The sequence below is a fragment of the Sorangium sp. So ce406 genome, from assembly GCF_051474675.1.
Lineage (GTDB): Bacteria > Myxococcota_A > Polyangia > Polyangiales > Polyangiaceae > Sorangium > Sorangium cellulosum_G.
In genome coordinates this window covers 241,160-260,519 of sequence record NZ_CP150340.1, presented here as the reverse complement: position 1 = coordinate 260,519, position 19,360 = coordinate 241,160, and the positions used below count along the sequence as shown (strand labels likewise).

13 protein-coding genes are annotated in these 19,360 nt (G+C 69.9%); 6 read left to right on the top strand and 7 right to left on the bottom strand.

Translation table 11 applies throughout. The annotated features are described in order from the left end of the window. Window positions 1-7: 7 nt before the first annotated feature. Window positions 8-3,904: an RHS repeat-associated core domain-containing protein gene (locus tag WME96_RS00985; RefSeq protein WP_437288310.1), complete on the bottom strand. Its 3,897-nt coding sequence runs from the start codon at window positions 3,902-3,904 to the stop codon at window positions 8-10. Window positions 3,905-4,593: 689 nt separating this feature from the next. Between WME96_RS00985 and WME96_RS00980 the strand changes: the two genes are divergently transcribed. Then, window positions 4,594-6,726: a lectin gene (locus WME96_RS00980; RefSeq protein WP_437288309.1), complete on the top strand. Its 2,133-nt coding sequence runs from the start codon at window positions 4,594-4,596 to the stop codon at window positions 6,724-6,726. A gap of 117 nt (window positions 6,727-6,843) precedes the next feature. Here the strand turns inward: WME96_RS00980 and WME96_RS00975 are convergent, their stop codons facing one another. Then, window positions 6,844-7,878 carry a zinc-dependent alcohol dehydrogenase gene (locus WME96_RS00975; RefSeq protein WP_437288308.1) on the bottom strand — a complete coding sequence of 345 codons (1,035 nt, stop codon included), beginning with the start codon at window positions 7,876-7,878 and terminating at the stop codon, window positions 6,844-6,846. 134 nt (window positions 7,879-8,012) lie between these two features. Here WME96_RS00975 and WME96_RS00970 point away from each other — a divergent pair, with 134 nt between their 5' ends. Beyond that, window positions 8,013-9,527, top strand: a complete 1,515-nt coding sequence (locus tag WME96_RS00970) for a xylulokinase (protein ID WP_437288307.1) — start codon at window positions 8,013-8,015, stop codon at window positions 9,525-9,527. A gap of 170 nt (window positions 9,528-9,697) precedes the next feature. On the opposite strand, the gene WME96_RS00965 is transcribed toward WME96_RS00970, so the two are convergent. Then, on the bottom strand, window positions 9,698-10,744 hold the full coding sequence (locus WME96_RS00965) for a hypothetical protein (protein WP_437288306.1): 1,047 nt from the start codon (window positions 10,742-10,744) through the stop codon (window positions 9,698-9,700). Window positions 10,745-11,119: 375 nt separating this feature from the next. On the opposite strand from WME96_RS00965, the gene WME96_RS00960 reads away from it, so the two are divergent. After that, window positions 11,120-12,316 (top strand): TPM domain-containing protein, encoded by a 1,197-nt coding sequence (locus tag WME96_RS00960; RefSeq protein WP_437288305.1) that lies wholly within the window; start codon window positions 11,120-11,122, stop codon window positions 12,314-12,316. Between the two features lie 69 nt (window positions 12,317-12,385). Further along, complete coding sequence (locus tag WME96_RS00955; protein ID WP_437288304.1) at window positions 12,386-13,063, top strand: AgmX/PglI C-terminal domain-containing protein; 678 nt, start codon at window positions 12,386-12,388, stop codon at window positions 13,061-13,063. Window positions 13,064-13,149: 86 nt separating this feature from the next. Here the strand turns inward: WME96_RS00955 and WME96_RS00950 are convergent, their stop codons facing one another. The 3 genes from WME96_RS00950 to WME96_RS00940 form a co-directional block, all read right to left on the bottom strand. Next, window positions 13,150-13,389 carry a hypothetical protein gene (locus WME96_RS00950; RefSeq protein ID WP_437288303.1) on the bottom strand — a complete coding sequence of 80 codons (240 nt, stop codon included), beginning with the start codon at window positions 13,387-13,389 and terminating at the stop codon, window positions 13,150-13,152. Window positions 13,390-13,409: 20 nt separating this feature from the next. Continuing rightward, window positions 13,410-14,045 carry an RNA polymerase sigma factor gene (locus WME96_RS00945; protein WP_437288302.1) on the bottom strand — a complete coding sequence of 212 codons (636 nt, stop codon included), beginning with the start codon at window positions 14,043-14,045 and terminating at the stop codon, window positions 13,410-13,412. A 101-nt stretch (window positions 14,046-14,146) separates the two neighbouring features. Next, window positions 14,147-14,683 (bottom strand): DUF417 family protein, encoded by a 537-nt coding sequence (locus WME96_RS00940; RefSeq protein WP_437288301.1) that lies wholly within the window; start codon window positions 14,681-14,683, stop codon window positions 14,147-14,149. A 495-nt stretch (window positions 14,684-15,178) separates the two neighbouring features. Here WME96_RS00940 and WME96_RS00935 point away from each other — a divergent pair, with 495 nt between their 5' ends. Both WME96_RS00935 and WME96_RS00930 read left to right on the top strand, forming a co-directional pair. Beyond that, window positions 15,179-16,900, top strand: coding sequence for a DUF1592 domain-containing protein (locus WME96_RS00935; protein WP_437288300.1), 1,722 nt, complete (start codon window positions 15,179-15,181; stop codon window positions 16,898-16,900). Between the two features lie 4 nt (window positions 16,901-16,904). Next, window positions 16,905-18,410 carry a DUF1552 domain-containing protein gene (locus WME96_RS00930; protein ID WP_437288299.1) on the top strand — a complete coding sequence of 502 codons (1,506 nt, stop codon included), beginning with the start codon at window positions 16,905-16,907 and terminating at the stop codon, window positions 18,408-18,410. Between the two features lie 6 nt (window positions 18,411-18,416). Here the strand turns inward: WME96_RS00930 and WME96_RS00925 are convergent, their stop codons facing one another. Then, window positions 18,417-19,355 (bottom strand): YkgJ family cysteine cluster protein, encoded by a 939-nt coding sequence (locus tag WME96_RS00925; RefSeq protein WP_437288298.1) that lies wholly within the window; start codon window positions 19,353-19,355, stop codon window positions 18,417-18,419. Between the last annotated feature and the right edge of the window lie 5 nt (window positions 19,356-19,360).

The window sequence follows — 19,360 nt, the reverse complement described above, 5'->3', positions numbered from 1 at the left end:
ATCACCCTCATTCCAGCTCGCCAACCTCGCCCGTGAGATCTCGATACGCCTGTCGGGCGGCGTTGGAGTCTTCGTAAACGTACCCCAGCGGCCGGGTCTCTCGGTTGACTTCCCGGCGGCCGCTCACCATGGCCGGATTGTCGGAGCGCTCGTCCTGGCGCATGCGGTACGCGTCGCGGAGCCGCTCCCCTTGCGGACCGCTGAACTGCGGCTCGGACGAGCCGCTGTAGCGGGCGCTGTTCGTGGTGCCCGCCGGGTGCTCCCAGTCGTACTGGATGTTCATGTTGTGCTGCTGCGCGAACGCCCGCATGGCCCGATGGCAGTTCGGGCATGGCGGGTACTGACCTCGCACGCGGACGTTTGCCCCCTCCAGGCTCTGTCCGCTGTTCGCGATCTGCTGCAGGTCGTGGAGCATCCTGCGCTCGCTGTGCGCGCGAGCCTGGCTCCTCAGGTAGTCCGGCATGCCCGCGTAGCCCGACGGGTAGTTCTGCCCCATGCCCGGCAGCGGTCGGCGTTGACCGCCACGGCGAGCCGGCGGCAGCGTGGCCTCCACCACCGTGAGGTGGTGGGTCCAGCCCATCGGATCGAACCATCCGATCGGGTTCGGGCCGTACTGGTAGAGGTTCAGCCCCCCTTCCACGCCGATCGGATCGGGGCTGATGTAACGGCCCGTCATGGGGTCGTAATACCGGCAGCGGTTGTAGTGGAGCCCGGTCTCCTCGTCCGCGTACTGTCCGGGGAAGCGAAACGGCGTGGAGGCGCGCGATCCCTGGGCAGGGATCGCCGCGCCGAACGTCCATCGCCGCATCCGGCCGACCCGGCGGCCTGCGCCGTCGACGAGATCCTCGGGCGTCTCGTTGATGTCGCCCACGTAATACGTCCAGCCCGGCGGGCTCGTCGTCTCCCGCTGCGCGATCGGCAGGTCGCGATCGTGATCCTCGTAGAGGTACGTGACCGTCTGCGGCTCCTCGGCGCCAGGCCTCCTGTGGATCTCGTGCACAGGGCCGAGCCGGTCCCAGACCCAGTGCGTCACCGAGCTCACCTTGCCCTGCTCGACGACGCGCTTGGCGACCCGGCGCGCGAACGCGTCATACGTGAACTCGACCCGGCGCCCGTCCGGCAGCTCGACGGCCGTGAGCATCCGCCACGGACCCCACGTGTATCTCCAGCGCTGGACGGCGCCGTGAACGTGCCGGCGCTTCTCGATCAGGAAACCCTGGCTGTCGTACACGAACTCCATGTCGCCGCGGCGCGCGATCCGATCTCCGGACTCGTACGCGCGGACCGGGGCGTCCGGCCCGCTCTCATGATAGTTCGACGTCGCGTCCACCGCCCAGCGCTCCTCGCGCCCCTGGGCGTCTCTCTTGCTCACGAGCCGCCGCCGCACGTCATAAGAGAACTCGACCGTGCCATCCTCCGGCGACGTGACGGCGGCGATCTCGTCGACCGCCGTGTACTCGTACAGGCGCTCGACGTTCGCCTTCGGCGGCGCTCCCACCCAGGGGGCTCGCGGGTCCTCTTGCTGGGATCCCGGCCCGAGCACCCTTCGCTGGCGCAGCCGCCCGAGCGGATCGAGCGCGTCGACGATGGCTCCGCCCTCCGGCAGCCTCCTCGCGGTCACGCGGCCCATCGCGTCCCGATCGAAGGCGACCGCTGGCTCGCCGCCCGCGCGCAGCTCGCGCACGGCGCCCGCCGCGTCGCGGCGGACCTCCACCTTGTGGCCGAGCGACGTCTCGTACGCGACGCGCGCGCCGCTCGCGTCGCGCACCGAGCTCACCGAGTACGTGGCGCCGTCGAACCGCAGCGCCTCGCCGCGCACGTTGCCAGCGGCGTCGAGGCTCCACTCCATCTCGACCTCGGGGGATCGGACCGCGACGAGCTCGCCGCGCACGTCGTATTCGTACTCGCGCGCCGATCCGTCGGGCGCGATGTCCTTGATCACCTGGCCCACCTGGTTGCGCAGGATCTCGCGCTTCCCGTCGCCCTCGTCGACCCAGGCGAGGCGCCCCATGGGGTCGTATCCGAAGCGGAGCGTGCGCCCGTTGAACGTGCGCTCCTCCGTGAGCTGCCCCGCGCCGTTGTACGCCCAGGTATGGAGTTCCCCGCGCTCGTTGCGGAGCTCGAGGGGCCAGCCCTCGCGGTTGTAGCGCCGGGTCGTGGAGGTGCCGTCGGGGTGCACGATCCCGCACAGCCACCCGAGCCCACCCCAGACGTACCGGGTCGTGCCGCCGTCCGGGCCCGTCATCGCGACAATGTTCTTCAGCCCATCGTACTGGTACGTCCGCGTGCGGCCGCTCGGATCGGTGACCGACGTCACGAGCCCCGAGTTCGCCGTCCTGAAGACCGTGACCTCGCCGTTCGCGCCGATCGTGCGGACCCGGCGCCCCCAGAAATCGTACTCGGTGCGGATCGTCGCGCCGCCGGGGAGCGTCTGCGCGACGAGGTTGCCGTGGCCGTCGTACTCGAAGCGGGTCACCCCGCCGTTCGGCGCGATGTACTCGACCGGGAGCCCGCGCTGGTTGGAGCGATACTGATGGGTGCTCCCGCGCTGATCGGTCATCCACGCGAGGTTGCCGAACGGGTCGCGCTGCATGACGATCCGGCCCCCGGCCGGGTCGATCACCTCGACGGGGCGCCCCTCGCCGTCTCGCTTCCACTCGACCGTGCGCCCCTCCGCGTCGGTCTCCCGCGCGACGTGACCGGCGTCATCGTATTCCCACCGCGTCGTCGCCTGGAGCGCGTCGGTGTGGGACGTGACCCGCCCGTGATCGTCGAAGGTGCGGCTCGTGACGCCGCCGGTACCGCTCACCGTCCTGGCGAGCGCCCCGCCCGGTCCGGCGAAGAAGCGCTGCAGCCGCGTCGAGTCGACCACCTCGGCGTATCCGTTCCCGTCGCGCTCCATCGCGCAGTGGAGGATCCCCTTCGCCCTGGTGCGGCCGTCGGCGAGCGTGTCGGCGAGACCGTCGGCGAGCGCGGGATCGACCTGCCCCGGGTACTCTCCCCAGGTCTCGACGCAGCGGCCCTGCTCGTCATACCGGTAGAAGAACGTCAGCCCGGTGGGGAGCTGGAGGCGCGTCAGCCGGTGCTCGTCGTCGTAAGCGTAGTGCCAGGCGTGGCCGTCCGCGTCGCGCGCCTCGACGAGGTGTCCTGCCGCGTCGTACGCGTACGTCGCGAACACGCGCGCGTGGCCGCGTAGGTCGGGCACGAGGAGCGAGCTGATCCGGCCAGCGGCGCCCCGCCGCAGGAGGATGACACGCCCGGCCGTGTCGACGATCCGCGCGAGCTTGCCTTGCTCGTACTGGAACGAGAGGTGCCCGCGGTTGCGGTAGGCGACGCGCGAGAGGACGTAGTCACCGCGACGCGTGGGCCGGAAGTAGTGGAAGAACTCGTTTCCTGGGCGCAGGACGAACCCGTCCTGCACCCGCAAGAGGGCCCAGTGGCCCCACGCGGCCTGATCTCCGTCCTTGGCCAGGTACGGGAACGTCATGCCGTGACCGGAGCCGCTCTGCACCTCGATCGCGCCGCGCCTCACCTCGAACTGCCAGTCGATGTTGAACGACCAGCCCAGCCCGAGCCCCGTATCTCGCTCGCGCTGGCTCGTGCTGTAGCTCCGGAAGATCTCGAGATCGAAGAAGCCCGGCAGATAGAGATCGGTCTTCGGTGTCGTGAAGACTTCGCCCGTGATGACGTCCACGGGATCTCCCGCGGAGAACGTGTTGGAGCAGTTCGTGCACGAGCCCGTGCTGCCCTGACCGCAGGCCCCGGACCCGTTGCCGCCGCCCTGCGCGTCGTTGCCCCCGTTCTGCCCGTCCCCGCCCTGGCCGTCGCCGCGGCCGTTGCCGCCCTTGCCGCCCTTGCCCCCTCCCGCGCCTCCACCCCCCATGACGAAGACGCCGGGGTTCATTCCGGGGATGGCAGGGATATTCGGAACAGGGGCTGTACGTGCCATACGAAGTACTCCCTGTCCGCATACTAGACGACATGGATCGCGAGAGTCAACGGCGCGCCGCCGCGCTCCGGAGCGACCGGCGCTCGCCCGCGCGGGGGCGCCCGGCGCTGAGCTCCCGCCGAAGCCGCCCCGCCTCATCTCGCGATCATCGCTGGAACAGGCACACGACAACTGTGCAGCTTCGCGAGCGCCGGCGGCCGCCCATTCCACGACGAATCATGGCAATGAAAGGATGCGCGGCGGCGGCGCCCTCGAGTGAGGCGCTTTTGCGCCGAGCAGCGCTCACTGAGGCGCTTTTGCGCCACACGACGCTCGTCGGCCAGGCGCGGCGGCGCGCAGGAGCGCTGGTACGCTGACTGCACCGACATTCAATCGATTCTTCCGCTGGCGACGCGCTTATCCAGACATACCGGCGCAAGATCTCTCGAAAATTTTCCTTCACACGATCATGCAATGAAATGCGTTGCGCCGCGGGTCGAGCATGATAGGAAGCAGGCTCACCGGCGTAGCCGCGCGATCACCGTCGATCGTCGAGATCCGTCGCGAGCCAGATCGGACGAGATCTATGCCGACATGGCGCCTCAGCCGCGCCTGGGGCTTGCCGTTCGGCGAGCACAACGGGTTACGAACATGGATGGAGCGATATGAAGACAGCTCGGAGACAACGGTACTGGATGACCGGAGCGGCCACGCTGGCGCTCTTCCCTGCCGGCTGCATCGATGAATCCGGCGGGGATACCGAGGCGATCAGCGCCGACGACGCGCCGCTCGTGGCGACCGGCACGGTGAGGGGCGTCGGGTCCGGGCGATGCCTGGACGTGAAAGGGAGGAGCACCGCGACCGGCACCGCGGTGCAAATCTACGACTGTAATGGAGGGGAGAACCAGTCCTTCACGTTCACGGAAGCCGGCGAGATCAGGGTCTATGGCGGCACCAGGTGCGTCGAGGCGGCGGGCCGCGGGACCACCAACGGGACCAAGCTCGTGATCGGCAATTGCACCGGACAGCCTCACCAGAAATGGCGGACGAACGCGGACGGTTCCATCGTCGGCCAGCAGTCCGGGCTGTGCATGGACGTCGAGGGGCGGCGGACGGCCAACAGCACCCCCGTCCAGCTCTATGGCTGTCACGGCGGGACGAACCAGCGATGGTCGTTGCCCGCGGAAGAAGAGACAGACACCGCGCCGCCGACGCCCCCTTCCAACCTGAGCGCCAGCAATGTGACGTGCAGCTCGGCGACGCTGTCCTGGTCGGCGTCGACCGACGACTCGGGCGTCGCGTCCTATGACATCTACCACGACGGCCAGCTCATGACGTCGGTCAGCGGCTCCACGCTGTCGACGAGCATCACCGTGTCGCCGGGGGTGAGCTGGGGGGTCTACGTCAATGCGGTCGACGCCGCGGGGAACGTCTCCCAGGCGAGCGAGACGCTGCGGCTCAGCACGCCGCACTGCGAGGTCGATGAGCAGGCTCCGACGGCGCCGACCAACCTGACCGGCAGCGCGTCCGGGACCAGCGTGACGCTCCGGTGGAGCGCGTCGACCGACAACATCGCGGTCGCGGCGTACGACGTGTACCGCAATGGCGCGAGGGTCGGCACGGTCACCGGCTCTGGCGCGACCCCGCCTGCGACGTCCTTCGTCGACAGCGGCCTGACAGCGGCGACGGCCTACACGTACCACGTGATCGCGCGCGACGCGCAGAACAACGCGTCGCCCGCGAGCGGCACCACCTCGGTGACCACGGGGAGCGCCTGCAGCTCGGCGATCTGCGAGGTCGTCCAGGTCGCCACCGACAACGATCTCCCGTGGGGCCTTGTCTCGCTGCCGGACGGCACGATCCTCTACAGCCGGAGGGACGCGGACGATATCGTCCACCTCGACCCGAGCACCGGCGCGAAGACCTCGATCGGCACGGTGCCGAACGTCGCGGGCACGGACGGCGAAGGCGGCCTGATGGGGCTGGCCATCGCGCCGACGTTCACGACCGACCGATGGCTGTACATCATGCACACGTCGCCCTCGGACAACCGGATCGTGCGGATCAAGGTCATCGGAGACGGGTCCGCCGCCAGGCTCGACACGTCCACCGAGCAGGTGCTCGTCTCGGGGATCGCCCGCAACAAGTACCACAACGGCGGCCGGCTGCGGTGGGGGCCGGACGGCAAGCTCTACGCCTCCACGGGTGACGCGCAGAACGCGAGCTCCGCGCAGGACACCAGCAGCTTGAGCGGCAAGATCCTGCGGATGGAGCCTGACGGCAGGGTCCCGTCGGACAACCCGTTCGGGAACCACGTGTGGAGCTATGGACATCGGAATCCGCAGGGGCTGGCGTTCGATTCCGAGGGCCGGCTCTGGGAGCAGGAGTTCGGCAATACCGTGATGGACGAGACCAACCTCATCCAGAAGGGCGGGAACTACGGCTGGCCGAACTGCGAGGGCACCGTCTCGCAAGGCGGCAGCGGCTGCAGCACGGCGGGCTACATCGCGCCCAAGCGCACGTACCCGACCTCCGAGGGGTCGTGCAGCGGGATCGCGATCGTGAACAACGTCTTTTACACCGCATGCCAGCGGGGGACGCGGATGTACCGCGCGGTCATCAGCGGGAGCAGCCTGACGAACGTTCAGCAGCTCCTGGTGGGTACCTACGGTCGCCTCCGCACCGTCGAGCCCACCCTCGACGGCAACCTCTGGCTGACCACGACCAACACCGGGGGCACGGACAGCGTCCCCAACAACAGCAACGAGAAGATCTTCCGCGTCATCCTGGGCAGGTGAGCGCGAAGTCCACCCCGACAGGCGTTCGCTCCAGCGACGAGCAGCCCTCTGCGCTCGAGCGAACGCCCTGCTCACGTGCGGTCGTACTCACGACGATGGACTTCATGGGTGCGCGGATCAGAACGGCGCGTCGCCGTCCTCCGGCACGATGATCGACTTCAGCGCCCCGTCCTGGCAGTCCGCCTGCAGGCGGAAGCCCTCGGCGGCGTCCGACAGGTCGAAGCGGTGGGTGACGATCGAATCGACGTCCACCGCCCCCTCGGAGACCAGGCGGATGGCCCGCGGGTACACGTGGCCCATGCGCCGGGAGAACTTGACCTTCAGCCCCTTGCGGCGGCACAGCGCCGCCGGCAGCGCGTAGCCGTCGCCCTCGGGGATGCCCGCCAGCAGGACGCGCCCGCCGATGCGCGCGGCCTCGGCGGCGTGGTGGAAGCCCACGGGCGCGTTGGTCGCCTCGAGAACGAGGTCGACGCCCCGGCCGCCCGTCCACTCGGCGACGGCCGCGAACGTCGGCGCGGCGTCGTGCGCGCCCAGCCGGCGCGCGGCCTCCGCCCGGTACGCGACCGGGTCGACCGCGAAGACGCGGTCGGCGCCGGCCAGGCGCGCGAGCTGGACGAGGCACAGGCCGATCGGCCCGCAGCCCAGCACCACCACCGTCTCCTGCAGGCGCGGCCGCGCCAGGTCGACGGCGTGGACCGCGACGCCGAGCGGCTCGAGCATCACCGCCCGGCGCACCGAGAAGTCGCGGGGCACCGGCACGATCTGATCGGGGTGCACGGCCATCTGCTCCACCATGCCGCCGTGGAGCGGCGGCGCGCCCAGGAACGCCACGAAGGGGCACAGGTTCACGTGGCCGCGGTGGCACCACTCGCAGCGGCCGCAGGCGCGCGCGGGGTCGACGGCGACGAGCTGCCCCCGGGACAGGCCCAGCTCCGGGTAGTCCTGGGCGACCCAGCCGGCGAGCTCGTGCCCCGGCACGAAGGGGCTGTGGATCTGCGCGGCGCCGATCCCGCCCTCCAGGTAGTAGTGCAGGTCGCTGCCGCAGATCCCGCAGCCCGCGACCCGGATCATCACCATGCCGTCGCGCGGCTGCGGGGGCTCGACGTCGCCGAGCCGGACGTCGCGGATGCCGTGGATGATGGTTGCTCGCACCGCTTCACGCTCCTCTTTCGCCGCCGGGCGGGTAGCCCGGCCGCGCCGTGGTGAATTGTGTCGGCGCGACGCGCACTGTAGTCTGCCCCGGTGATCGCCTGTCAACCTCACCTTCCGGGCTGCTGACAGGCGCGATGCGGGCCGACCTCGTCCTCGGCATCGACCTGAGCACCACGGCCGCGAAGGCGGCCGCCTTCGACGCGCAGGGCCGCTTGCTGGCCCTCGGCCGGGCGCCGCTCTCGCTGGCGCGGCCGGCGCCCGACCGGTTCGAGCAGGATCCGCGGGACTGGTGGGGCGCCCTGCGCCAGGCGGTCGCGGAGGTCACCGCCGCGGTCGACCCGGGCCGCGTCGCGGGCCTCGCGATCGCGCACCAGCGCGAGACCTTCGCCTGCCTCGACGCGGACGGTGAGCCGCTGCGCCCTGCCATGCTGTGGCTGGACGGGCGCGCGCGCGGGCACCTCGGCGCCCTGGTCCGCCGCATCGGGGAAGGCCGGCTCAGGGCGCTGTCCGGGAAGGCCCCGGACTTCGGCCCGGCGCTGCCGAAGATCGCCTGGCTGGCCGAGGAGGAGCCGGAGACCCACCGCCGCACCGCCCTCTTCTGCGACGTGCAGGGCTACCTCGTGCGGGCGCTGACCGGGCGCGCCCGCACGAGCTGGGCGAGCGCCGATCCGCTCGCGCTCTTCGACATCGGCGCGCGCCGCTGGTCGGAGGAGCTCTGCGGCGCGGTCGGCGTCACGCCCGACCGGCTGCCGGAGGCGCTGCCCCCGGGCGCGCCGCTCGGCGTGGTGTCGGAGACCGCGGCGGCGGCCACCGGGCTGCGCGCGGGCACGCCGGTGCTGGCCGGCGGCGGCGACGGCCAGGTGGCCGGGCTCGGCGTCGACGCGCTGGACCCGCGGCGCGCGTACCTGAACCTCGGTACGGCGGTGGTGTTCGGCGTCTTTTGCCCGGAGGCGCGGCAGGACCCTGCCTGGCGCACGATGACCAGCGCCTCCGGCCGCGGCTACGTGCTGGAGAGCAGCCTGCGCAGCGGGGCGTTGCTCTCGGACTGGTTCCTGCGCCGCCTGCTGGGCGTCGATCCGCGCGACGGGGCCGCGATGGCCGCGATCGAGGCGGAGGCGGCGTCGCTGCCGCCCGGCAGCGACGGCCTGCTGCTCTTGCCCTACTGGGAGGGCGCCATGAACCCCCACTGGGACGTCGACGCCCGCGGCGCGATCCTGGGCCTGACGGACGCGCACGGGCGCGGGCACGTGTACCGCGCGCTGATCGAGGGCGTGGCGCTGGAGCAGGCGCTGGTGCTGGACCTGATGCGCGGCGCGGCGGGGATCGAGGTCGCGGAGTTCGCCGCGGTCGGCGGCGTCGCCGCCAGCGACCTCTGGTGTGGCGTCATGGCCGACGCGACGGGCGTGGCCCTGGAGCGATCCGAGACGGTCGAGGCGGCGTGCCTGGGCGCCGCCATGTGCGCGGCCGCCGGGGCCGGGCTGGCCGGGAGCATCGAGGCGGCCGCGAAGACGATGCGCGGGAGGGCCATCGCGACGTTCCAGCCCGATGCGGAGCGCCGGCGGCGGTATGCGGCGCTGCTGGGGATCTACAGGGACATGTATCCGCAGCTCTCCGGGCTGCTGCGCCGCCTGTCGGCGTTCGCCAGGTAGCGGGCGCGGCCCTCGCCGCAGCATGCTTCAGCCAGTTTCGAGATCGCGAGATCGACGGAGAGGATGTCTCAGACGCCGTCCTGACTATCCAGGGAACTGCAACGAGCAGGGGGCCGCAGGCCACGGCGGCGAGCCGGCGCTACCGAGAGACTTCTCCTGGCCGGGGTCGCTCAGCTCAGCGGGTCGAGGACCTCGGCGAGTGACGTGGCGACGATGGCCCGCTCGAGCCACCGTTCCAGGGTCTCGGGATCCTTCTCGGCCAGGATGCGCTCCCGCGCGGCGTCGGGCACGGCGATGCCGCGAACCCGGAGCGTGGTCAGCACGGCACGAGCCCCCTCCTCGGCGCGGCCCTCCTTGAGCCCCTCCTTGAGCCCCTCCTTGAGCCCCTCGCTGAGGCCCTCCTTGCGGCCCTCGCTGAGGCCCTCCTTGCGGCCCTCGCTGAGGCCCTCCTTGCGCCCTTCGTCGCGGCCTTCCCTGAGGCCCTCCTTCCGCGCCTCGGCCCGAAGCTTCTGCTGACACTCCTCGAACCACGCCCGGATCTCTGCACTCACGTCGTCCTCCTCGTCGGTCGTCGGCTCCTGCCTTGCGAGCCGGAAGTGTACCAGCAGCGGCGTGGCGATGCTCCTCTCCCAGGCATCGTCCGGCAGCGCCACCAGATCCGCCACCGCCTCGCGCAGGAGGCGGCCTGAGCCGAGCAGCCGCAGCATCAGCGTCGCACGCGTCCGGGGCAGCTCCGCGAGCACCACCACGCGCATCGCCAGGCCCGGCACGGCATGGTAGACGCCTGCTTGCACTGGTTCGCAGCGGTAGGCGCCAAGCACCGTCTCAGGACGCCCCGGGCTGATGACGACCAGCGCAGGGAAGTCCACCGCCTGCTGCGGCGGCGCGTCAGCGTCCTCGTCCGGCACGACGGCGCCGGCTGCAGCGCGGGCGCGGCGTTCGAGCTCGTGATGCCAGGTGAGCTGCTTGCGCAAGCACTGCCGGACCTGACGAAGGCTCGGCGTGCTGTGGAATGGCTCGAACAGGCTCGGCTCCGCCGCGAGCTCGCCGAGCAGACCCATGGCGGCGCGCTCGGCCTCCCGTGCGGGATCAGGCACGCTGTAGACGTCGATCTTCTGTGTCGCCGCCAGCACCTCGACCTCGGTCTCCGCCGCCGAGACGAGGCTCAGGCCGTCGCGCAGCAAGTTCTTCGCGAACTGGTCAGAGCGGTTGTGCATCGGTGCGCGACTCTAATGCATCAGGACGATATGGGCCACCATGGTTTGACACATAAAATCGAATTCTAAATCCGTAAATCAGCCACGATCATCGAGCTGTGCCCGTAACGCCTCATCGGACCCAAAGCACTTACGGACCGGGGTCGCCAGTCGTGCGGGAATCGTTGTCGATGGTCGACGGCGGCGGTCGTCGACATCGGTCGAGCACCGCCCTCCCCTGCTCCGCCGGCCGCGCGTCGGATCCGGGCTGCGGCGTTGCTCTCCCCCTCGACCCGGGTTCTCTTCCGCCGGATGAGCTCAATTCGAACGGGAGGGTGGCCTGGGGTGGCTGCGGTGGTGGGGCTTGGCCGCGGAGTGCGGCTCTTCCTCGCCGCCGTGCTCGGTGCGTTTGTGTTCCTGTTCACAGCATCGAGCGCGCTCGCGGCGCCGGCTGTGACGATCGAGGCCGCGGTGAACGACCACGCGGGCGTGCTCACGCAGGCGGAGCGCGACGAACTCACACGGAAGCTCCTCGCGCACCGCGAGAGGACCGGCGTGCAGATCGCCGTGCTGCTCGTGAGGACCACGGGCGGCGTGCCCATCGAGGAGTACTCGCTGGAGATCGCCGAGGCCTGGGGCGGGGGCACGAAGAAGCAAGACAACGGGGTCCTGTACACGCTCGCCATCGACGATCGGCGGATGCGCATCGAGGTGGGCTATGGCCTGGAGGACATCCTGACCGACGGCGTCTGCCGGACGGTCCTCGACGACTCCCGCGACGACCTCCGGCGCTCGCAATATGGCAGCGCCGCGCTCTTCGTGGTGGGCAGGTTGGTCGCCATCACGGCGGAAGAGAAGATGGGGCCGGGTGGGGCGATGGCGGTGCTCGGGTCGCCGTCGGACCACGTCCTGGGGCGTTACGTCGCCCATTATACGCTGGGTGTGCTGTCCGGCCTCCTGCTCGGCTTCGTGGTCCGTCGCGCGCCGCGCTCCCCTGCGCGGCTTGGCGATCTCCTGCAGCACATGGCGGCCCAGCGAGGGAAGCTGCTCAGCGCCACCACGGCCATCCTCACCTTCCTCATCATCCCAGGGCTCGCGGCGTTCGCGTCGGCCTGGGCTTACCGGGCGCGCTCCGAGGCTGCCGCCTCGACCTACCTGAGGACGCAGGCAGGCCCCCTCCTCGGCGTGATGCTCATCGCGACGCTGATGGGCCTGGTCGCCGGACGGAGCCTCTTCCTGAAGAGAGCCTCGGAGGAACCCGAGATACGCCGCCTGAGGTTCTTCGGCATCGCGATCGCCATTGTCGTCCCGTTCGCCGCTGGTCTGTTCGGGTTCACCGCCACCGACCCGTCGCTCTTCATGGCGCTCTTCATGTGCTTCCTGTTCGGCATGATCCCGGCCATGACCCTCCTGCCCGCCAGCGGCTCGGCAGCGTCCTCGGGCTCGTCCTCCGCCTCGAGCTCGACCTCCTCGTCGTCGTCCTCGTACTCCTCGCCCTCGTACTCCTCGTCGTCCTCCTCATCGTCCTCGAGCAGCGGTTACGGCGGCGGTGGCGGCTCGTTCGGGGGCGGCGGGGCGAGCTCGAGCTGGTAGGAGGAACGTCGATGAAGCAGCGCAAGTGTCGGTCGTGACGCGCGGCCTCCGTCGTTGTATGGAGGCCACATGGAACGTGGCGAGACCCCTGAGACACGGCGCCTGCGCACATGCGGTGGCACATTCAATCGCTTCGTCGCCCTGGGGCCGCTCGCGGTTGCCCTTGTTTCGGGCGCGCTGGCGTGTAGCTCCGGGAGACCTGTCCCCCCGCCGGAGTTGCCGAAGCCGTCGACTGCCGCGCCGGACCAGACAGCCAGCAGCACCATCGCGGAACCTGGCCCGGCCCCGGCCCCCAGCGCTGGCGCGCCCGTATCCTCGGCGACGGCGGCCCAACCTCCGCTCCGCGGGCGCCTCCCGCCGGAGACGATTCGAGCCGTGGTTCGCGATAACTTCACGTCGTTCCGCGCGTGCTACGAGAAGGCTCTGGCCAAGGACCCGAAGCTCGAGGGCCGCGTCGCCGTCCGCTTCCTGATCGACCGCGACGGCTCGGTTGCGTACGCTGGAGACGCCGACGCTCCGATCCAGCTCGCGCCTGGAACGGACGTGTCAATCGACGAGAAGTTACGTCAAGACCAGGAGTTCGAGCGCTTCGCGCGCGACACGGCGGCGAGTCCGCCGGGCAAGCCAATGCCCAACAAGGATGTCGTGCGCTGCGTGGTCGCCGGCTTCAGAGAGCTCAAATTTCCAGTACCCGAGGGCGGGCGCGTCACTGTCGTGTATCCGATCGTGTTCGCGCCGAGCGACTGAGCGCGGCCCCGCCGGGTTGCGCAAGCCAGGGCCTCCCGGGTGCGCGTCGCGTCGGCAGGGTCCGCGCCGCGAGAGCCATACCCCGCTCAGCGGGCGGCGCCCTCATCGAGCGCCGCGGCGAGGGCCGCGAACTCTTCCTGGCACTCGCCGCAGATGGCCAGGTGCTCCTCGACCAGGCGCAGCGCTTCGGGCGTGGGCAGCCCTGCCAGATGCACCTCGGCATAGGCAGCCACCCGATCGAGACAGGTGTCGCAGCCGATTTCCTGCTCACGCGTGACGAGCGTGGCCTGCACGAGCATTTTCAGTTCTGACGGCTTCAAGAGCATGAGACTTTCCCCTCGACCGATCATTCGAAGGCCCAACGCACGGTCTCTGCGGAGTAGCCCGCCTGCTCGAGCGCTCGTTGCAAGCTACGACGTGCGTCGTGGCACAGCTTGTAAATGGCGTTGCGATTGCTTCCGAGCTGGGCTGCGATCTCTTCCTGCGGCATGCCCCGCAGCTCGGCCAGCACGACCTGACGCTGCCGGTCGGTGAGCGTCTCTGCCACGCAGCGCTGCAACAGCGTCACGATCTCGCGCCTCGCGATCGCCTGCTCCGGCGTCGGGGCGCTGTCTTCGAAGGGCTCCGACATGCCGGATGTGCTGGGAGCTTCGATGGGGGACCCGGCGGTGAGCGCATCGAGCGGCACGTCCCGCCAGTACCGGCGTCGCAAGGCGCTGAAGGAGACCCGTAAGGCGATCGCGATGGCCCAGGTCGAAAAGCGGCTCTCTTCTCGAAATGAATCGAGCTTGGCCAGGATGCGCAACATGCTCTCTTGCGCGAGGTCCTCGATCAGAGCGCTGGCCTCCGGCCGCCGCGCGAGCCCCCGGTGCAGCGCCCGCACGATGAGCTCGCGCAGCTCGCGCTGGGCCAGCGCACCCTTGGGCCCTGGATCCCGCAGATCGAGCAGCCACGCGGCGTCAGTTCTTTCGAGAGCGGTCATGCAGTCTCCCGGGTGAGTCTAGCGGATCGTGACCGAGCCTTTCGCCTTTTCGCTCGAGGCGGTTTGTGCGCCGCGGCGGTCCGGTAGCTCGCCGCCGGCGTTCAGGATGCAGCTCGGGCCTGCCGATACGCCGCCAGGGCTTCGGCAGCGCTGAGCAGGGCTGCGCCGAGCAAGAACACATCCTTCAGCACGAAGGCGCCGAGCTCGTTCGGCACGCGCAGCGCAAAGCCAGGCACGTCCACCCAGATGCCCGGCGTGGTGAACAGAAAGCTCAACGTCATGACGAATGTCGGCACCGCCGCCAGACTGCCGATCGCGCAGGCTCTGGCCGACCAGGGGCGCAGCGCGATCGACGACGCGATGAGGATCTCGGTCACACCTATCACGCTGGAGACCCCTTGCACACCCATGAACGCATAGGTCCAGCCGAGCAGCGGGCTCGGCGCGATTAAGGGTTCGATGGCGCGGGCCTCGGCCTCCGTGAACTTGAAGGCGCCGTAATACAGCAGGATCAGGATGAGCCCGTACCGGAGCGTCAAGAGCGCCGCGCGGCCGAGCCACGCGTCGATCGCCGTTCGTTCCTCGGAACCCAGAGCTCGCAGCAGCGACGCTGCGGCCGTGGAATGGTTGCCGTTCATGCTGGCCTCCTCGACAGGTCGAAAGCGGCACTGGCGCCGCGTCCATGAGACGCCGCCAGGTCCTCGGCTCTTACCCTCGACGTGAAGCCGTGGGATCGCTGGGGCGGGATCCGTCCCGCACGTACCTGCGCGCTACCTCGGCGCGTGACGCTGCGGAGCCAGGGATGACGTCGTGCGCGACAGCGCGCCCGCAGACGGCGCCACACGGGCGCAGAGGAGGTCAGCTTCGATGCTGAACGTCGAGATGTCCCCCGGATGTCTTGTGAGCCTGAACGTCGAGATGTCCCGATGTTTTGATAGAAATTTGGATCGTCGAACGCCACAAAATGAGATCGCCTCCGGGAGACGGCATTGCCGTTCATCATGCCGACATGAGATGATGATTGACGCGAGGAGCAGCGGCTCGATCGGCCTTCCCGTGCTGGTCGCAAAAACCGCCCTCGCTGCTTCTTGTCTAGGTTCTCTGAGCTGGACACAACACCTGAGGTGAGCGCCATGTACACCTGGAGGAGCGGCGTCATCGCCGCCGCGACGTTCGCGGCTGGCTGTGTGGGTTCGGTCGGGGACGACCACGGCCCGGCCGACACGGGGCCGGGCGGGGAGAGTCCCGCCGGAGGCGCGGACGGCAAGCCGGGATCGCCGGGCTCTCCGAACGGGGGCACGGAGTGCAAGCCCGGAATCGCGCCGACCTCTCAGATCCGGCGCCTGACGAACGCGCAGTACGACAGGACGGTCCGCGATCTCCTGGGCGTCACGGCGCTCGCCGCGTCGGGCAACGTGGCGCCGTCGACGCTGCTGGCGACGGACCAGGCAGGCAGCCTCACGGATCTGGGCTGGAGCGCCTACATGTCCGTGGCCGAGATGATCGCCGCGCAGGTGATGGCCGACCCCGCGCTCAAGAAAAACTTCCTGAAGTGCACGCCCAGCGGCGACGGCGCGGCGTGCTTGCACGACACGATCGTCGAGTTCGGGCGGCGCGCTTTCCGCCGGCCGCTGACGCAGGCGGAGGTGGCGAGGTTCGACGCGATCGCGGCGAAAGGCCCCCAGATCACCGAGAACGGGACCCCGGAGGAGGTCGCCGAGGCGCTGCTGTACATGTTCCTGATCTCCCCCTCGTTCATCCAGCGCGCGGAGATCACGGAGGCGCCCGGCGACGCCGGGAGCTTCGCGCTGTCGAGCCACGAGGTCGCGTCCCGTCTCTCGTACATGCTCTGGGGGACGATCCCGGACGACGCGCTGAACCAGGCCGCCGATCAGGGACAGCTATCGACCCCGGCGCAGATCCTGGCGCAGGCCCAGCGGATGCTGCAAGACCCCAGGGCCCGGCAGATGGTGGCCAGCTTCCATCGATACTACCTCGAGCTCGGGCCGAACACGCGCTGGGACTCGGCGCAGCGCGACACGACGATGTTCCCCGCGTTCGATCGCTCGCTCATCCCGATCATGGCGGAAGAGACGGAGCGTTTCTTCGATCATGTGGCCTTCACGCGCGGCGAAGGGTTCCAGGAGCTCTTCCTCAGCCCGATCGCCTTCGTGAACGCGGCGACGGCGCCGCTCTACGAGCTCGACCCCGCCAATTTCGGGCCCGAGCTCCAGGAGGTCACGCTCGACCCGATCCAGCGGCCGGGGTTCCTGACGCGCGTCGGCTTTCTCAATGCGTACTCGTCGTACAACCGCACCTCGCCGATCCTCCGCGGCGTGTTCATCACCAAGGACGTGCTCGGCATCGACCCGGGCACCCCGCCCCCCGGCGCGCTCGAGACGCCGCTGCCGGAAGGGGCCGATCTCGACACGAACCGCAAGCGCGTGGACGCGCAGACGGCGGGCGCCGCGTGCGCCGCGTGCCATCACAGCTTCATCAACCCGCCGGGCTTCGTGATGGAGGCGTACAACGCCGTCGGGGCGTGGCAGACGCATGAAGCGCTCACCGGCGCGCCCATCGACACGGTCGCGGACGTGCGCATCGACGGGGAGCCCGTCGAGGTCGCGAGCCCGGCCGATCTGATGGCGAAGCTCGCGGCCTCCCGGAACGCGCAGCGCCAGTACGCGCAGAAGTGGGTCTCGTATGCCTACGAGCGCGATGGTCACCCGCTGGACGAGTGCACGGTGAACGATCTGACCGCGAAGATCACCGCCGGAGGCTACACGATCCTCGATCTCGTGACGGACCTCACGCAGTCTCCGTCGTTCCGGACCCGAGCCATTGAGCTGGAGTAGGCCCATGAAGCGCAGAGTCTTTCTGAAGGGTGTTGCAGGCGCCGCGCTCGCGGCGCCGTTCCTGAGCTCGCTCCACGAGAAGGAGGTCAAGGCGCAGCCCGCCGCGTCGTCGGCGCCCAGGCGCATGGTGATTTTCTACACCCACAATGGATGTCTCACCAACCGCTGGTTCCCGACCATCGAGAACGGCCCCCTCACGGCCGAGCACCTCGCGGGCACCACGCTGGCCGGGCTGACGCCGTTCGCGTCGAAGCTGCTGTTCCCGCGCGGCCTGAAGATGTTCAACTCCTACGCGGAGATCCAGACCATCGACCCGCACGATCAGGCGATGGGCTCGAAGCTCACCTGCGCGCTCATCAACGACGACAAGACGCGGTATGCGACGTCCCACTCGCTGGACCACGAGATCGCCAGGCAGATCAACCCGGGCGGGGCGAGCCCGCTGGTGCTGTCGGTGGGGCCGTCGAGCACCAGCATCAAGGAGGTGCTGTCCTTCTCGGCGCCGAACACCGCCTTCCCGGCCGTGGTCAACCCCAAGACGGTGTACAACCAGCTCACCGGGCTGTTCGGAGGCGGGGCGATGACCGAGGGCGACTACCGCGTGCGGCGCGGGGAGAGCGCCATCGATCTCGTCCGCGAAGACCTCCGGAGCTACCAGTCGCTCAACATGAGCAAGGCCGACCAGCGCCGGGTCAGCGACTGGCTCGATCTGCTCCGCAGCACGGAGCAGCAGCTCACCCCCGCGGCGTGCACCGACGCGACCGCGACCACGATCGGCGTCACGGCCAGCGCGGTCAACGACGCCAGCTCGGGCGGCGGGTTCGGCGGCGGCCTCACGACCTCGTTCACGGCCGGCGGGGACATGATGATGAACCTCATCGCCCTGAGCATGATCTGCGACATGAACCGGTCGATCATCCTCGTGTATCCCGGCTACGTGACCTTCGGCTGGGACGGCATCCAGCACGACGCCGACCACCACGGCCTCTCGCACCGGAACGGTTCGTTCCAGGTGGGCGGGACCTGCAAGAACGGCGTGCTCGACATGATCGCGGAGATCGACGCCTGGTACGCGAAGAAGTATGTGCGGCTCGTCACCCTGCTCGACAGCATCGTGGAGGGCGACGGCAAGCTGCTCGACAACACCGCCACGATGTGGCTCCCGGAGCTGGCCGACGGAAACGCCCACAACACGAACAACCTGCCGATCGTGATCGCCGGCAGCGCGGGGGGTTATCTCAAGCAGGGCCAGGTCGTGAACCTCGAGGGCAGGACGCTCGGCACCGGCAACAGCGAGGCGGACTGCACGGGCGACGACACCAGCGTCGGCTTCGGTACGGGCTCGAACACCGGCAACGTCCCCATCAACAGGCTCTATGTGACGCTGATGAACGCCGTCGGGTGCAAGGCCCCGGGCGGCGGGCCCGTCGAGACATGGGGGCAGTTCGACAGCAGGAACGCGGACGCCGGCATCACGAAGCCGGGGGAGTTCACCGAGCTGAAGGCCTGAGCGCGCTCACGGATCCCGGCGAGACGCGCGGCCCAGCGCGTCGAGGGGCCCGCTCAGGCCGGGATCCTTCCCCTGGTCGGCGCCGCGCGCCGGCTCGAGCGGCCGCTGCCCGCGGATCCACTGGGCGGCGAGCGATTCCGGCCCGGTCAGGAGCAGGTGCACGGCCGCGGTCAACTCGAGAGGGCGCATGTCGAGGCGGAAGAGCTCGGAGAGGCCGAGCTGCAGACCGGCGCTGATGGCCTGGAAGGCGCGGATCGGCTCCATGAACGAGCGGCCGCCCTGCCCGCTCGCCAGGAACGCGGCGCGCGCCTCCGGGTCCCGCAGCCGGGTCGCGCACTCTCCCGCATCGAGCGAGTTCATTCCTCGGCAAGAGAGCGGTCGAACCTCGTAGATCGAGCACCGGCCCGACTCCAGGAAAGGGCACGGGTGGTCCGGCGAGAACCGCTCCGACGACGGCAGTTCGCGCGTCCTCTCGTGACAGTCGGACACGCGCCGCGCCACGCGCTCGAGGGCTGCGTCCGACAGGGCCCTCTTCAGGTGGTCGACGATCGCGAGCGCCTCCGGCGGCGTGACCCCGACCGCCTGATGGCAGCAGTGATCGCAGCCCGCCCTGCACGCCACCGCGCCGCCGGGCGCGCGCGCCAGGAGCCCCGCCGCGAGCCGCGACGTGGCCGCCATCGCGTTCCGCGCCAGCTCGATCGCGCCGTCCACGCTCGGATCCCCGCGCAGGACGGCATAGGCCGTGTTCGCCGCGGCCGTCGCGACGTCGTTCTGCCACGCCTCCTGGAACACCGGGCTCCTGAGCGCAACGCGCTCCTGCCCGCTCGCGGGGTCGCGATGGACCGTGAGGTGCACGCGGCCCGCGGCGTCCTTGTGGGCGTCGCGCCGGCCCTTCTTTGCGGCCTCGGGGCGGGCGGGGCGCGCCTTGCTGTTCCTCTGCTTCATGGTCG

Bases quoted from the DNA above. Each gene is read 5' to 3' on its own strand.
- WME96_RS00980 (WP_437288309.1), top strand. From the start codon at position 4,594: ATGAAGACAGCTCGGAGACAACGGTACTGGATGACCGGAGCGGCCACG.
- WME96_RS00935 (WP_437288300.1), top strand. From the start codon at position 15,179: ATGTACACCTGGAGGAGCGGCGTCATCGCCGCCGCGACGTTCGCGGCT.
- WME96_RS00970 (WP_437288307.1), top strand. From the start codon at position 8,013: ATGCGGGCCGACCTCGTCCTCGGCATCGACCTGAGCACCACGGCCGCG.
- WME96_RS00955 (WP_437288304.1), top strand. From the start codon at position 12,386: ATGGAACGTGGCGAGACCCCTGAGACACGGCGCCTGCGCACATGCGGT.
- WME96_RS00925 (WP_437288298.1), bottom strand. From the start codon at position 19,355: ATGAAGCAGAGGAACAGCAAGGCGCGCCCCGCCCGCCCCGAGGCCGCA.
- WME96_RS00945 (WP_437288302.1), bottom strand. From the start codon at position 14,045: ATGACCGCTCTCGAAAGAACTGACGCCGCGTGGCTGCTCGATCTGCGG.
- WME96_RS00940 (WP_437288301.1), bottom strand. From the start codon at position 14,683: ATGAACGGCAACCATTCCACGGCCGCAGCGTCGCTGCTGCGAGCTCTG.
- WME96_RS00965 (WP_437288306.1), bottom strand. From the start codon at position 10,744: ATGCACAACCGCTCTGACCAGTTCGCGAAGAACTTGCTGCGCGACGGC.
- WME96_RS00930 (WP_437288299.1), top strand. From the start codon at position 16,905: ATGAAGCGCAGAGTCTTTCTGAAGGGTGTTGCAGGCGCCGCGCTCGCG.
- WME96_RS00950 (WP_437288303.1), bottom strand. From the start codon at position 13,389: ATGCTCTTGAAGCCGTCAGAACTGAAAATGCTCGTGCAGGCCACGCTC.
- WME96_RS00985 (WP_437288310.1), bottom strand. From the start codon at position 3,904: ATGAACCCCGGCGTCTTCGTCATGGGGGGTGGAGGCGCGGGAGGGGGC.